Below are 13,187 nucleotides of genomic sequence, written 5' to 3' on the forward strand. Positions count from 1 at the left end.
GCCAACGCGCAAGCGTGGCAGGGCTCTCCCGCGAATCGAGTGGAGGTGCCGGGAATTGAACCCGGGTCCTCTAGCGCATCCTCAAGGCTTCTCCGTGCGCAGTCCGCTGTGTCTCTGCTTGGCCCCTTCAGTCACGCGAACAAGCTGAAGTGACGGGCCCAGCCACTGTTTGCTTCCCTGCCAGGCCCCGTGGCCGGGACTGGAGGTGAGCCTCCTAGCTGATGCCGGCGACCGGGTCGGAGGCGACCCCGGGCCGACAGACTTGCTCTACTGCGATCAGGCAGCGAGAGCGAAGTCGCGCTGGCTATTGGCCTTGGCGCTTATTAGGTTGCGATGACGCTTACGGTGGTCTCTCGCCTGCACCGGCACGCTTCCCTTGATTCAACGTCCAGAGTCGAAACCGTTCACCCCCTTGTAGGCGTTCTTAACTCCCCCATCATAACGCGTCCGGCAACCCGGTAATTCCGGCATCGGCCTGCGCGGGAGGTAGGGCTGTCCCCACCTCGAAGATGCCCGCTCGCCCCCTGGTTGGCCGGCGCCCGCCCGGCCATGCTGAGCAGGTCAGTTTCCGCAGTGAGGGAGCCTCGCCATGGTCACCGTGCCCGCCGGTCGCAGTTTCGGGCGCCGCACTCCGCCGTTGGGTGGGGCGCTGGCGTATCTGCTGCTCAACCTGCCTTTCGGCCTCCTCTCGTTCGCGGTCATCGTGACGCTGGGGTCGGCTGGGCTGGGGACGGTCGTCGTGTGGCTCGGGGTTCCGCTGCTCGCACTGCTCGTGCTGTTCGCGCGGACCGCGGGGCGGGTCGAGCGGGGGCGGGTGTTCGCGCTGCTGGACGTGTATGTCGACGATCCGTATCTGCCGTTGCCTCCGTCGGGCCAGAAGGAGCGCTGGCTGACGCGGGTGAAGGACCCGGCGACCTGGCGGGACCTGTCCTACCTGCTCCTGCTCTTCCCGCTGGGCCTGATGGAGTTCGTGCTGGTCGTGACGGTGTGGGCGGTCAGCCTGGGCCTGGTCGCGCTGCCGGTCTACTACCGCTTCCTTCCGGACGGGGTCTACGCCTTCCCGAGCTACGATGTGCCGTGGTTCGTCGTCGACTCGACGGTGACCGCGCTGCCGTGGGCGGCGCTGGGGGTGCTGTTCGCCGCGATCGCCGTTGCCCTGACCAAGGGGCTGGCGGCCGGGCACGCGGCGTTCGCGGCCGCGTTCCTGCGGCCCACGGTCGCCCAGCGGCGGCGCATGGAGCGCTCGTGGAACGAGATCGACGGGATCACGGTGGCCGGATGACTGCGCAAGACCCGCCTCCGGAGCACCCTCGTCCGCATCCGGCTCGCACGATCGGGTACATGATCCCTTCGTTCGTGCTGCGGCTGGTGCAGTTCATCCTCATCGTGGTGGGCGGGACGGTCGGCACGGCGACGCTCATCATCTGGATCGGCTTCCCGATCCTGCTGGCCGTCACCGGGTTCATCCGCTGGTCGGGCGACCTGGAGCGGCGCTGGGCCCGCCGGATGCTCGGCACCCCGCTCACCCCGGTGGAGCGGCTGCCGCTGGACGGGCAGCCGCTGACCCGCCGCTGGCTGACCCGGCTGTCCGACCCGACGACCTGGCGGGATCTGGCGTACCTGATGGCCGCGTTCCCGCTGTCGATCGTGGAGCTGCCGATCGCGCTCGCGTCGATCGTGCTGCTGCCGATGGCGATCTGGGTCACGCCGTGGCTCGGCTGGCTGCACGGGAACCTGGCGCTGTCCCTGCTGGGCCCGAACCGCACGAAGAAGCTCGAAAAGAAGGCCGAGCACCTGCAGGCGTCGCGGGCTCGGGGCGTGGACGCCGCGGAAGCCGAGCGCCGCCGGATCGAGCGGGACCTGCACGACGGCGCCCAGCAGCGGCTCGTGGCCGTCGCGATGAGCCTCGGCCGGGCGAAGTCGAAGTTCGACAACGACCCGAACGCGGTCCGCGAGCTGATCGACGAAGCCCATTCGGACGCCAAGCTCGCCGTTTCGGAGCTGCGCGACCTCGCCCGCGGCATCTACCCCGCCGTGCTGGGCGACCGCGGTCTCGACGCGGCGCTGTCCGCGCAGGCCGCGAAGTCGCCGATCCCGGTGGACGTGCGCGTCGACGTCGAGCCCCGCCCGCCGGCCGCGGTCGAGACCACGGCGTACTTCATCGTCGGCGAGACCCTCACCAACATCGCCAAGCACTCCGGCGCGACCGAGGCGTCGGTGAAGGTGTGGCGCTCGGACACGCACGTCATCGCCGAGATCACCGACAACGGCCACGGCGGCGCGGAGGTCCGCCCCGGCGGCGGGCTCGCCGGGCTGGCCGACCGCGCGGCGACCATCGACGGCGTGATCACCGTCGTCAGCCCGGTCGGCGGGCCGACGGTCATCAGAGCGGACCTGCCGTGTCAATGGTGACCCGTCCGTGAGTGAATAGCCTCCGGGAGCTTTTCACTCACGGACCTGGGGGCCTTGATGCGGGTAGTGATCGCCGAAGACGCCGTGCTGCTTCGGGCCGGGGTCACCCGGTTGCTCGCCGACGAGGGCATCGAGACCGTCGCCGCGGTCGACAACGGCGACGACCTGCTCGGCGCGATCACCGAACACCGTCCTGACCTGGCGATCGTCGACGTCCGGATGCCGCCGACGTTCACCGACGAGGGCTTGCGCGCGGCGCTGGCGGCTCGCAAGGAGATCGCCGGCCTGCCGGTGCTCGTGCTCTCGCAGTACGTCGAGGAAAGCTACGCCGTCGAGCTGCTGTCCGGCGGCGCCGGCGGCGTCGGCTACCTGCTGAAAGAGCGCGTCGCCGACGTGGACGAGTTCCTGGACGCGGTCCGGCGCGTCGCGGACGGCGGCACCGCCATCGACCCGGACGTCATCGCCCAGCTGATGGCCCGCGGCCGCCGCAACCCGCTGGATTCGCTCACCGCGCGCGAGTCCGAAGTACTCGGCCTGATGGCGCAGGGACTGTCCAACAACGCCATCGCGAACTCGCTGGTCGTGTCGCACGGCGCGGTCGAAAAGCACATCGGCAACATCTTCTCGAAGCTCGGTCTCGAGGCCAGTTCCGAAGAACATCGCCGGGTTCGCGCGGTCCTGACCTACCTCGGCCGGTAACCCCCCCTCACTCGAACTGACGGCAGCCTCGCGCCGGGTTCCTCGCCTACCATGGACTGATGCCGCCCGAACCGAGCGAGGAGTATCCGATGTCCGACCGCAGCGTCCGCTTCTTCGGCGGCCCGCTCGACGGCCGGGTGCAGGAACTCGCCGACGAGGAACCGGTTCCGGGCACCGTCGTGCGCCACATCCACCTGCACGGCGGCCCGAAAATCGAGACGCGGTACGAACTCGGCCTCACCGAGAACGGCTGGGCCTACCGGGTACAGGCGCACGAGTCCGAACCGGAGCCGGACACCCTCTCCTAGCCGGGTAGGGCGAACCCCACCTTTCGCCTCCTGCTGACCCGACCCCGTTTTCGGTGGTCTGCACCGCTGTTTAGCAGCCCGGAAACCGACAAGCTCGTCAGCATGACGACGAGCCAGCTGCAGACCCGCGGCACCAGGGCGACCCGGGACACATTTCTCGACGTAGTGCGTGCCGGGGCGATCCTCGCGGTGGTCGCGCAGCACTGGACGATGCCGGTGCTTTCCTTCTCCGGCAACACTCTCGCCACCGGCAACGCCCTCGCGACACCTGACTGGTGGATCATCACGTGGGCTTCGCAGGTCATGCCATTGGTCTTTTTCGCTGGTGGCGCGGCAAACCTGATTTCCTTGCGCCGCGCGGAATCCACCCGCACCTGGTTCGCCGGACGCGTGCGGCGGCTGCTCGTTCCCGTTCTGCCGCTGATGGCGGTGTGGCTCGTCGTGCCGGATCTGTTGCAGGGCATGGGAGTTCCTCCACAACCGGTCCAGGTGGCCAGCGCGATCGCCGCGCAGCTGCTCTGGTTCCTCTCGGTCTACCTGCTCACCGTGCTGCTCACGCCGCTGATGGTCGCCGCACATCGGCGCTGGGGACTCGCGGTGCCAGCGGTACTGGCCGGATTGGGCGTTCTCGTTGACGTAGCAAGGTTTTCCGACCTCGGCCTGCTCGGTTACGCCAACGCCGTCATCGTCTGGGTCGCGGTGCACCAGCTCGGTTTCCACTACGTCGAAGGCCGCCTCGGCTTGCTCGGCCGCCGGGCCGCGCTCGCCGTGTCCGCCGCCGGTTTCGGGGTGACGGCCCTGCTGGTCGCGTTCGGTCCGTACCCGGCGAGCATGATCGGCATGCCGGGCGCGCCGGTGTCCAACATGAGCCCGCCGACCGTCCTGCTGCTGTTCCTCGCGCTCGGTCAGATCGGATTCCTGCTGGCCTTCCGCGACAAGCTCGTCTCGCTCCCCCGCGTCACCGCCGCGCTCAGCTGGCTCAGCCCGCGGTTCATGTCGGTCTATCTCTGGCACATGCCGGCGCTGGTCGTGGTTTCCGGCGTGACCGTCCTGGGCCTCGGCTACTCGACGCCGGCCCCGGGTTCGTCGATGTGGTTCCTGATGGTGCCTGCCTGGCTCGCCGTGTGCGGCGCGGTGCTGCTGGGCCTGCTGCGGCTGTTCGAACGCTTCGAGACGCAGCCGGACGGCCTGGTCGTGACCGCTCGGACGCCGCAGCTGGTGCTGGCCGGCCTGCTCGCCTCCGGCGGTCTCCTCGGCCTGGCCGCGCACGGGTTCGCCCCGCTGAGCGACCACCTGCTGACCGGTCCGCTGCCCTGGGTCGCGCTGGTCGCGGCCGGGTACGCGCTGGCTGGACGGCAAGTGGCGCTGAGCCGGGCCCTCGTGCCGGTCAAACGCTGAGCAGCTTCGCGGGGGTGTCGTGCAGCACCGCTCGCAGGAACGGCTCGCCAAGGCGATCGTCGGCCGCCCAGCCGGCGATCGCCCGCAGCTGCGTGGCGTAGGAGTACGGGATGTTCGGGAAGTCGGTGCCGAGCACCACGCGGTCGGCGACCTCCGCCAGCCGGGCCGTCCAGTCCGGTGGCAGCGGCGACATCGCCTCCGCGAACGGCACGCCGACCATGGTGGTGTCGAGATGCACTCGCGGATAGCGGGCCATCAGCTCGAACGCGGTGGTGAACTGGGGCATCGCGGCGTGCGCGAGGACGGCGGTGAGCCGCGGATGCCGCTGCAGGACTTCCTCGAACACCTCGAGCCCGGTGAAATCGCCGCGCAACGGCCCGTGTCCACAGTGGATCACCACCGGCACGCCCGCGTCGGACAGCGAGCCCCACACCGGGTCGAGCAGCTCGTCCCGCGGGTCATACGCCCCGACCTGCACGTGTGCCTTGAAACACCGGGCTCCCGCGCGCAACGCACTGTCCACTGAGGACGCCGCAGCAGGCTCCGGATAGAACGTGCCGGTGGGCACGGCTTCCGGAACCTGCTCGGCGAACTCCAGCACCCACGACGTGAGCCACTCCGCCATGCCCGGCTTGTGCGGATACACCAGCGGCGCGAACGTTTTCACGCCCAGCGCGCGCAGCGTTTCGATCCGCTCCGCCTCCGGCGTGCGGTAGTGGATCGGCCACGGCGTGCCGTAGTGCTGCTCGGCGCGGTCGAAATAGGCCCACACCTTGTCCAGCACGGACTTCGGCAGGAAGTGGACGTGCAGGTCGACGATCCCGTCGAGGCCGAGCCCGGCGATCCAGCCCGGGACGTCGGCATCGGCGGCCGGGCCGGCGCTCACTCCGTGAACCGGCCCTTCAGCGCCCGCCCCATCGCGCGGCTGATGTCCTTCTGCGCGTCGCGTTTGGCCAGCGTCTGCCGCTTGTCGTAGGCCTTCTTGCCCTTGGCCAGCGCGATCTCGACCTTGACCTTGCCGTCCTTGAAGTACATCGACAGCGGCACCAGCGACAGACCGCTTTCCTTGGTCTTGCCGATGAGCCGTTCGATCTCTCGCCGGTGCAGCAGCAGCTTCCGCGTGCGCCGCGGCATGTGGTTGGTCCAGGTGCCCTGGGTGTACTCCGGGATGTGGACGTTGCGCAGCCACACCTCGCCGTCGTCCACCGTCGCGAACGCGTCCACCAGGGAGGCCTTGCCGGCCCGGAGGCTTTTGACCTCCGTGCCCTGCAGCACCATCCCGGCCTCATAGGTGTCCAGGATGGAGTAGTCGTGCCGAGCCTTGCGGTTCGACGCGATGACCTTCTGTCCACGTTCCTTGGGCATACCGGCCAGTTTACGTGCCGCACAGGTGATCAAGCACGCCGGTTTACGGCCGGTCACCCAGCGAAGTCAGTGCTCCTGGCGACCTTTTCCCACGCCGCCAGCTCCGCCTGCCCGCGCTCGTAGCTGGCCGCGACGTTGTCGGCCGCGTCCGTGCCCAGCGCGAGCCGCAGCGGAGGACGTTCGGCGGCCAGCGCGGCGAGGATCGCCTCGGCGGCCTTGACCGGGTCGCCCGGCTGCCGGCCGGCCACCTCGGCCAGGTGGGTGCGAATCGGCCCGAGCTGCTCGCGGTACGCCCCGCCCTCCTGCGTGAACAGCAGCACTCCCGGCTCGTTGAACGCCGTGCGGAAGGCGCCCGGCTCGACGATCAGCACGTGGACGCCCCACGGCTCGAGTTCCTCCGCCAGCGCCTCCGACCAGCCTTCGAGCGCGAACTTGGTCGAGGCGTACGCGCTGACGCCGCCGAACGCGAACCGCCCGGCCTGGCTGCTCATCTGCACGATCGCCCCGCTCCCCCGCTCCCGCAGGTGCGGCAGCACCGCCTTGGTCAGCGCGACCGGGCCGAAGAAGTTGAGGTCCATCAGGGCCCGCAGCTCGGCGGCGGTGACTTCCTCGGCCGCTCCGATGAGTCCCCGGCCCGCGTTGTTGACCAGCACGTCGATCCGGCCGTACCGGTCGAGCACCTCGGCCACCGCCGGCTCGATCCGCGCCTCGTCGGTCATGTCGAGCCGCACCGCCGAGATCCGGTCCGGCGCACTCGCGACCAGGTCAGCGACCGATTCCGGACGCCGCACCGCCGCCGCGACGGTGTCCCCCGCCGCCAGCGCGGCGACCACCAGCTCCCGGCCGAACCCCGACGAAGCCCCCGTGATCAGCCAAACCCGTGCACTCATGCCGTTTCCCCTTCCTTGGTAAGCAGCCCGACCGCGATCGCGCCGAGCGTCGATATGGCGGCGATGGTCCAAAGCCCGACGTGCAGTGCGCTCGTGTACGCAGCAGCCGCCGGTGCACCGCCGGTCATTTCCCCTTGCAGCAGCTTCGCGGTGATCGCGCCCGCCCGCTCCGGCCCCAATCCGGACCCGAGCCGGGACTGGGTCACCGCGGCGAGCAGCGAGCCCAGCACGGCGATCGAGACGGATTCCCCGCCCAGCCGCATCGTGTTGAACACCCCCGCCGCCATCCCGGCCCGAGCCGGTTCCACCGACGACACCGCAGCGCCGTCGAGAATCGCCAGCGAAACGCCGAACCCGGCCCCGACGCACAGCAGCGGCCCGGCGATCTCCCCGGTTTCCGCACCCGGGTGCACCACCGTCAGCCAGGCCGCCCCGACCGCGACGAGCACCAGGGTCGTCACCAGCAGCAGCCGCTGCGACACCCGGTGCGCGATCGAACCGACCACCACCGGCACGACCAGCGTCGGCCCGGTGAGCAGCATCAGCAGCAGCCCGGCGGCGAGCGCGCTCATGCCGTCCACCGCCATGAAATACGCGGGCAGCACGATGAGCAGCGCCACGAAACCGAATCCCAGCAGCACCGGCATCGCGCAGATCGCCAGGAACCGCGGCTGAGCGAACAACGACACGTCGATCATCGGGTGTTCCGCGCGGCGTTCGATCGCCACGAACCCGGCCAGCAGGACCGCGAACCCGGCGAAGGAGGCCAGCACCAGCGGGCTGTCCCAGCCGAGTTCCGGGCCCTCGACCAGCGCGAGCACGAACAGCGACAGCCCGAGGGTGAAGGCGAGCGCACCCGGCCAGTCCGGACCGGCCGGATGCGCGTCCTTCGATTCGGCGAGCTTCGGCACCACCCCCAGCAACGGCAGCACAACCACCGCGGCGATGCCGAAGAACATCCGCCAGCCGCCCAGCGACGTCACCAATACCCCGGCGGCCAGCGGACCGAACGCCAGGCCGAGCCCGATCGCCGTGCCGAACACGCCGAACGCCCGCGTGCGCGCGGCGCCCTCGAAAGCGTGCGCGAGCAGTGCGCTGCCGCCGGTGATCACGCAGGCCGCGCCGATCCCGGCGAGCGCCCTGGCGGCGATCAGCACCCCGATCGCCGGCGCGCACGCGGCCGCCAGCATCGCGGCGCAGAACAGCCCGATGCCGGCGGCGAACATCCGCCGCCGTCCGGTCAGATCGGCCAGCGAACCGGTGATCGCCATGAAGCTGGCGAAGGTCAGGAAGAACGCGTTCACCACCCACTGCGCGGACGAGAGGCTGGTGGCGAGGCTGCCGCTGATGTCGGGCAGCGCGAGCGAAGCACCGGTCGCCGTGACCGGGACCAGCACGATCGCCGCGCAAACCGCGAACAACGTGAGACCCGGCTCGACCCGCCGCGGCGCGGCGATGACCCCCATGAAGATCCCCCACCTAAACCATTCGAAGCCTGATAGACAACAGCGATCGAAGCAGCATTCGTACGCTGATGTCAAGTCGCAGGGGCCGAGGGAGTGTTCGAAGGCTGATAGCTTGGGGGCGGGCTAGGAGGTCGCAATGGGCGTCGAAGAGCGGATCGCGGAGAAGCTGGACCCGCGACTCGGCAATCACCTCAAGCGCGCCGAGGTGGCCCTGATGGCGGAGAAAGGCCGCGTCCTCAAGCCGTTCGGGCTGTCGGTTCCGCAGTACGCGGCGATGCACGCGTTGTCGGTCGCGCCGCTGTCCGGGGCGCAGCTGGCCCGGGTGTGCTGCGTGACCCCGCAGAGCATGACGTCCCTGCTGTCCACTTTGGAGTCGAAGAACCTGGTCGAGCGCACCCCCTCTGAGGTGCACGCGCAGGTGCTCATCGCGCGCTTGACGCGGTCCGGGCACGCGGTCTTCCGCAAGGCCAACGAAGCCGCGCTCGCCGTGGAGGCGCGGTTGTCCGCGGAGTTCGAGCCGGAAGAGGAGCAGCTGCTGCGCGCGCTCCTGGCGCGCGCGGTCAAGGTGCTGGGCGAAGGCGGCTGAAACGCGCGAACCGCCCGGCGAAAACGTTCGCCGGGCGGTTCGGGTGCGAAGAAGAGCGGCTAGTGGCGCACGTACAGCCGCAGCGTGACGTAGCCGGTGATCGCCGAGATCACGATCGACACCGCCAGCAGGATCGGCGCGACCGGGAACAGCACCTCGAGGGTGGTGATCTGCGGGAACACTTCGCCGGTGAAGACCGTGTCGAGGAAGGACAGCTTCGTCAGAAGCAGGAACACCACCCCGAGCACGGCGCCGACCGTGCCGGCGACCACCGCCTCCAGGAGGAACGGCAGCTGGGTATACCAGCGCGTCGCGCCCACCAGGCGCATGATGCCGACTTCCGTCCGCCTCGTGAACGCCGAAACCTGAATGGTGTTCGCGATCAGCAGGAGTGCGGCGACGGCCATGATGAGCGCCATCACGAACGCGATGTTCCGGACGCCGTTGAAGACGTTGAACACGCGGTCGAGGAATTTCTTCTGGTCGTCGACCTTCTTGACGCCGGGCTGGCCGGTGTATTGCTTGATGATCGCGTCGGACCGGTCCGGGTCCTTCAGCTTCACCTGCAGCGACGCGGGCAGCGCCTCCGGGCCGGTCAGCTCGAGCAGTTCGGGCTGGCTCGCGAAGATCTTCTTGAAGCGGTCGTAGGCCTGGTCGCGGTTCTCGTAGACGACCGATTCGACGCCGGGGTTGTTCTGCAGCGACTGGCGGAGCCCGTTGCAGAGCGCCTGCGTGCAGTTCTTGTCGTTCGCGCTCACGTCGTCGACCAGCGCGACCGAAACCTCGACTTCGGCGAGGAAGTTCGCCTTCATCTTGTCGATCGTGCGCACGGCGAGCAGACCGCCGCCGAGCATGGCGAGCGAGACCGCGGTGGTGAGGATCATCGCGATGGTCATCGTGACGTTCCGGCGCAAACCGGTGACGACCTCGCTGAAGACGAAACTGGCACGCATCGCTCTCGTAATTCCTTGGGTCGGGGCGGAAAAGGGCGGGGTGCGTCAGCGGCCGATGCCGTAGACGCCGCGGGCGTCGTCGCGGATCACGCGACCGAGCTGCAGCTCGACGACCCGCCGCCGCATCGAGTCCACGATGGAATGGTCGTGCGTGGCCATCAGCACGGTGGTGCCGGTGCGGTTGATCCGCTCCAGCAGCAGCATGATGTCCTGGCTGGTGTCCGGGTCGAGGTTCCCGGTGGGCTCGTCGGCGAGCAGGACGAGCGGGCGGTTCACGAACGCGCGGGCGATCGCGACGCGCTGCTGCTCGCCGCCGGAGAGCTCGTTGGGCAGCCGGTCGGCTTTGCCGTCGAGGCCGACGAGTTCGAGCACCTCGGGCACGACCTTGCGGATCGTGGGCCGCGGTTTCCCGATGACCTCGAGGGCGAACGCGACGTTTTCCGCGACGGTTTTGTTGGCCAGCAGCCGGAAGTCCTGGAACACGCAGCCGATGGTCTGGCGCAGCCGGGGGACCCTGCGCCGGGCGAGCTTGGCGACGTCGAAGTTCGACACCATGACCCGCCCCTTGGAGGGCACTTCCTCCCGCAGCAGCAGCCGCAGGAACGTCGACTTCCCGGAGCCGGACGGGCCGATGAGGAAGACGAACTCACCCTTGTCGATCTCGACCGACACCCGTTCGAGGGCGGGACGGGTCGAGGTCTTGTAGACCTTGGAAACCTCTTCGAGCCGGATCACGGTTCGGCATACTACCCATGGGCCCCGTTAAGCCCGGGTTGCCGGTGCCTTGGGTGACCCGCGCCTCGTTCCGGCGCTGCTCGGGCGGTCAGGCCGCGTTCGCCTGCTTGCGCCAGCGGATCCCGGCCTCGAGGAAGCCGTCGATGTCGCCGTCGAGCACCGCGCTGGGGTTGCCGACCTCGAATTCGGTGCGCAGGTCCTTCACCATCTGGTACGGGTGCAGCACGTAGGAGCGCATCTGGTTGCCCCAGCTGGAGCCGCCGTCCTTGAGCGCGTCCATTTCGGCCCGTTCCTCCTCTTTTTTGCGCTGCAGCAGGCGCGCCTGGAGGACCTTCATCGCGGCGGCCTTGTTCTGCAGCTGCGATTTCTCGTTCTGGCACGAGACGACGATGCCGGTCGGGAGGTGGGTGAGGCGGACCGCGGAGTCGGTCGTGTTGACGCTCTGCCCGCCGGGGCCGGACGAGCGGTACACGTCGACGCGGATGTCCTTTTCCGGGATGTCGACGTGGTCGACTTCCTCGACCTCGGGCAGGACCTCGACGTGCGCGAAGGACGTCTGCCGGCGGCTCTGGTTGTCGAACGGCGAGATCCGCACGAGGCGGTGGGTGCCCTGCTCGACCGAGAGGGTGCCGTAGACGTACGGGGCGGTCACCTTGAAGGTGGCGGATTTGATGCCCGCTTCTTCGGCGTAGGAGATGTCGAAGACGTCGGTGGCGTAGCCGTGGCGTTCCGCCCAGCGGAGGTACATCCGGAGCAGCATTTCGGCGAAGTCGGCCGCGTCGACGCCGCCTGCTTCGGAGCGGATGTTGACGACGGCGTTGCGGTCGTCGTATTCGCCGGACAGCAGGGTGCGGACTTCGAGCGCGTCGATGTCCTTGGCGAGGTCGGCGAGGTCGCCTTCGGCCTCGGTCATGCTGCCGCTGTCGCCTTCGTCGGCGGCGAGCTCGTAGAGGACGCCCAGGTCGTCGAGGCGCTGGCGCAGTTCGGAGACGCGGCGCAGCTCGGCCTGCCGGTGGGACAGCTGGCTGGTGACCTTCTGGGCTTCCTCCACGTTGTCCCAGAGGGTGGGGCTGGACGCCTGCTCTTCGAGCTCGGCGACCTGCGCGCGCAGCGCTTCGAGGTCCATCACCGACTCGATCTGCGTCAGCTTGCCGGTCAGGTCCTTCAGGGCCGCATCGAACTCATCGCTCACGTCGGACAAGGTTACGGCAAAACCCACGACCGGTCGCGAACCGGTCGTGGGGCCGGGCCTGAGCTCAGGCCTGCGGGATCGAGTCGAGCAGCTTCAGCGCGGCCTTGGCCTGCGCCTGGGCGAACTCGGCGACCGCTTTGGCGTAGGGGCCGTCGGCGGTCTTGGTGGCGTTTTTGGCCTCTTCGAGCTGCGCCTGGTAGGTGGTGCGGGCGCTGTCGAGCAGCGCGGTGCGCTGCTTGGCCGTCAGGGAGCCAGCGTGCACGAGCCGCAGGATGAGCGGGCTGCGCAGGTGGTCGGGTCCGGCCTCGGACGTGAGCCACGTCTTGAAGGCCTTCTTGCCGGCCGCGGTGAGCACGTACTGCTGGCTCGAACGGGGTCCTTGCTTGCCGAGCCGGACGAGACCCTCTTTCGAGAGCGCCGGGAGCTCGCGGTAGACCTGGCTGCGGGTGACACTGAAGAAGGCGCCGAAGCGCTCGTCGGCGCCCGACACGAGCTGCCCGCCGGTGGCGGGGCCGTCGTGGAGCAGACCGAGCAGAGCGGCGGCGGTTGCATTCAATTCGGACACCCCTCTACGGTCCCACTTATCCGCCGCTGTGTCCACAGTGGTCACGAATCAGTCCATTGTGGCCTGCGGTAACCCCTCTAACAGCCCAGTCCGCAGGTATGTCCACAATAGACTCTGCCACGCTCCGCAACCACCGCCGAAACGATCACCGCGCCGCAACCACCACCCGAGCGACGGCCAAATGGCGCACAAAAAAGCCGGGGCCCGTGCATCCGCACGAGCCCCGACTGGTTTCCAAGTAGCGGGGACAGGATTTGAACCTGCGACCTCTGGGTTATGAGCCCAGCGAGCTACCGAGCTGCTCCACCCCGCGTCGTTGTAAACACAACCCTACACCCCCGAAAATCCCCCCGAACACCACCCCCACAAACGCCCCCAACCAGCAAAAACACCGACCGCCCCCCCAACCCCCCGACGAAAACCCCACACTCACCGACAAAAACACCACGCCCCCACACCCCCACCACCCCCGCCCCGCCCCCCCGGCACCGGAATATTCCAACTCCCCCAACACTTCCCGACCCTCTACACAAGACAAAAGAAGAGGTCTAAACCTGCCGCCCCAAGCCCAACCCTTTGCCCTCAAGGCGACTTTGCCCCGAGAGAACCAACCCCCCG

General features: G+C 68.9%; 14 protein-coding genes, 1 tRNA gene and 1 other RNA gene. 6 read left to right on the plus strand and 10 right to left on the minus strand.

The genetic code is table 11. The features are described 5' to 3' along the window. Positions 1-37: 37 nt before the first annotated feature. Positions 38-412: a transfer-messenger RNA gene (ssrA, locus tag F9C12_RS17250) on the minus strand. Between the two features lie 177 nt (positions 413-589). On the opposite strand from ssrA, the gene F9C12_RS17255 reads away from it, so the two are divergent. The 5 genes from F9C12_RS17255 (at position 590) to F9C12_RS17275 (ending at position 4,817) form a co-directional block, all read left to right on the plus strand. Beyond that, positions 590-1,282 carry a sensor domain-containing protein gene (locus F9C12_RS17255; RefSeq protein WP_409183011.1) on the plus strand — a complete coding sequence of 231 codons (693 nt, stop codon included), beginning with the start codon at positions 590-592 and terminating at the stop codon, positions 1,280-1,282. Continuing rightward, positions 1,279-2,412, plus strand: a complete 1,134-nt coding sequence (locus F9C12_RS17260) for a sensor histidine kinase (RefSeq protein ID WP_409466584.1) — start codon at positions 1,279-1,281, stop codon at positions 2,410-2,412. Before F9C12_RS17255 ends, F9C12_RS17260 begins: the two co-directional genes overlap by 4 nt. Positions 2,413-2,469: 57 nt before the next feature. Continuing rightward, positions 2,470-3,111 carry a response regulator transcription factor gene (locus tag F9C12_RS17265; protein WP_009073303.1) on the plus strand — a complete coding sequence of 214 codons (642 nt, stop codon included), beginning with the start codon at positions 2,470-2,472 and terminating at the stop codon, positions 3,109-3,111. 89 nt (positions 3,112-3,200) lie between these two features. Then, the gene (locus tag F9C12_RS17270) at positions 3,201-3,419 is read left to right on the plus strand and encodes a hypothetical protein (protein ID WP_009073301.1); all 219 of its coding nucleotides are present in this window, start codon (positions 3,201-3,203) and stop codon (positions 3,417-3,419) included. Positions 3,420-3,521: 102 nt separating this feature from the next. Next, complete coding sequence (locus tag F9C12_RS17275; protein WP_409466585.1) at positions 3,522-4,817, plus strand: acyltransferase family protein; 1,296 nt, start codon at positions 3,522-3,524, stop codon at positions 4,815-4,817. Here F9C12_RS17275 and F9C12_RS17280 read toward each other — a convergent pair. The 4 genes from F9C12_RS17280 to F9C12_RS17295 are packed head-to-tail and all read right to left on the minus strand — an operon-like array spanning position 4,807 to position 8,538. Beyond that, positions 4,807-5,703, minus strand: a complete 897-nt coding sequence (locus F9C12_RS17280; protein ID WP_409183014.1) for an amidohydrolase family protein — start codon at positions 5,701-5,703, stop codon at positions 4,807-4,809. The two genes, F9C12_RS17275 and F9C12_RS17280, sit on opposite strands and share 11 nt — an antisense overlap. Beyond that, a complete protein-coding gene (gene smpB / locus F9C12_RS17285) occupies positions 5,700-6,182 on the minus strand; it encodes an SsrA-binding protein SmpB (protein ID WP_009073296.1) in 483 nt (160 codons plus the stop codon). Before smpB ends, F9C12_RS17280 begins: the two co-directional genes overlap by 4 nt. 53 nt (positions 6,183-6,235) lie before the next feature. After that, positions 6,236-7,072: an oxidoreductase gene (locus F9C12_RS17290; RefSeq protein ID WP_409466586.1), complete on the minus strand. Its 837-nt coding sequence runs from the start codon at positions 7,070-7,072 to the stop codon at positions 6,236-6,238. Continuing rightward, entirely contained in the window at positions 7,069-8,538 is a 1,470-nt protein-coding gene (locus F9C12_RS17295; protein ID WP_409466587.1) for an MFS transporter, read from the minus strand. The genes F9C12_RS17290 and F9C12_RS17295 overlap by 4 nt, the downstream gene beginning before the upstream one ends. 136 nt (positions 8,539-8,674) lie before the next feature. Here F9C12_RS17295 and F9C12_RS17300 point away from each other — a divergent pair, with 136 nt between their 5' ends. Next, positions 8,675-9,124, plus strand: coding sequence for a MarR family winged helix-turn-helix transcriptional regulator (locus tag F9C12_RS17300; RefSeq protein ID WP_409183017.1), 450 nt, complete (start codon positions 8,675-8,677; stop codon positions 9,122-9,124). 59 nt (positions 9,125-9,183) lie between these two features. On the opposite strand, the gene ftsX is transcribed toward F9C12_RS17300, so the two are convergent. From ftsX to F9C12_RS17325, 5 genes are all read right to left on the minus strand, one after another. Beyond that, positions 9,184-10,077, minus strand: coding sequence for a permease-like cell division protein FtsX (gene ftsX, locus F9C12_RS17305; RefSeq protein ID WP_009073294.1), 894 nt, complete (start codon positions 10,075-10,077; stop codon positions 9,184-9,186). 45 nt (positions 10,078-10,122) lie between these two features. Then, positions 10,123-10,812 carry a cell division ATP-binding protein FtsE gene (ftsE, locus tag F9C12_RS17310; protein ID WP_009073292.1) on the minus strand — a complete coding sequence of 230 codons (690 nt, stop codon included), beginning with the start codon at positions 10,810-10,812 and terminating at the stop codon, positions 10,123-10,125. Positions 10,813-10,900: 88 nt separating this feature from the next. After that, the gene (prfB, locus tag F9C12_RS17315; protein WP_409466588.1) at positions 10,901-12,004 is read right to left on the minus strand and encodes a peptide chain release factor 2; all 1,104 of its coding nucleotides are present in this window, start codon (positions 12,002-12,004) and stop codon (positions 10,901-10,903) included. Positions 12,005-12,068: 64 nt separating this feature from the next. Beyond that, positions 12,069-12,569, minus strand: coding sequence for a PadR family transcriptional regulator (locus F9C12_RS17320; RefSeq protein WP_116206874.1), 501 nt, complete (start codon positions 12,567-12,569; stop codon positions 12,069-12,071). 239 nt (positions 12,570-12,808) lie between these two features. After that, a tRNA-Met gene (locus F9C12_RS17325) sits at positions 12,809-12,882 on the minus strand. Between the last annotated feature and the right edge of the window lie 305 nt (positions 12,883-13,187).

Origin of the sequence: Amycolatopsis sp. GA6-003 (assembly GCF_046267895.1) — a bacterium.
Lineage (GTDB): Bacteria > Actinomycetota > Actinomycetes > Mycobacteriales > Pseudonocardiaceae > Amycolatopsis.

Bases quoted from the DNA above. Each gene is read 5' to 3' on its own strand.
- F9C12_RS17275 (WP_409466585.1), top strand. From the start codon at position 3,522: ATGACGACGAGCCAGCTGCAGACCCGCGGCACCAGGGCGACCCGGGAC.
- F9C12_RS17270 (WP_009073301.1), top strand. From the start codon at position 3,201: ATGTCCGACCGCAGCGTCCGCTTCTTCGGCGGCCCGCTCGACGGCCGG.
- F9C12_RS17295 (WP_409466587.1), bottom strand. From the start codon at position 8,538: ATGGGGGTCATCGCCGCGCCGCGGCGGGTCGAGCCGGGTCTCACGTTG.
- F9C12_RS17290 (WP_409466586.1), bottom strand. From the start codon at position 7,072: ATGAGTGCACGGGTTTGGCTGATCACGGGGGCTTCGTCGGGGTTCGGC.
- ftsX (WP_009073294.1), bottom strand. From the start codon at position 10,077: ATGCGTGCCAGTTTCGTCTTCAGCGAGGTCGTCACCGGTTTGCGCCGG.
- smpB (WP_009073296.1), bottom strand. From the start codon at position 6,182: ATGCCCAAGGAACGTGGACAGAAGGTCATCGCGTCGAACCGCAAGGCT.
- F9C12_RS17300 (WP_409183017.1), top strand. From the start codon at position 8,675: ATGGGCGTCGAAGAGCGGATCGCGGAGAAGCTGGACCCGCGACTCGGC.
- F9C12_RS17265 (WP_009073303.1), top strand. From the start codon at position 2,470: ATGCGGGTAGTGATCGCCGAAGACGCCGTGCTGCTTCGGGCCGGGGTC.
- F9C12_RS17255 (WP_409183011.1), top strand. From the start codon at position 590: ATGGTCACCGTGCCCGCCGGTCGCAGTTTCGGGCGCCGCACTCCGCCG.
- F9C12_RS17260 (WP_409466584.1), top strand. From the start codon at position 1,279: ATGACTGCGCAAGACCCGCCTCCGGAGCACCCTCGTCCGCATCCGGCT.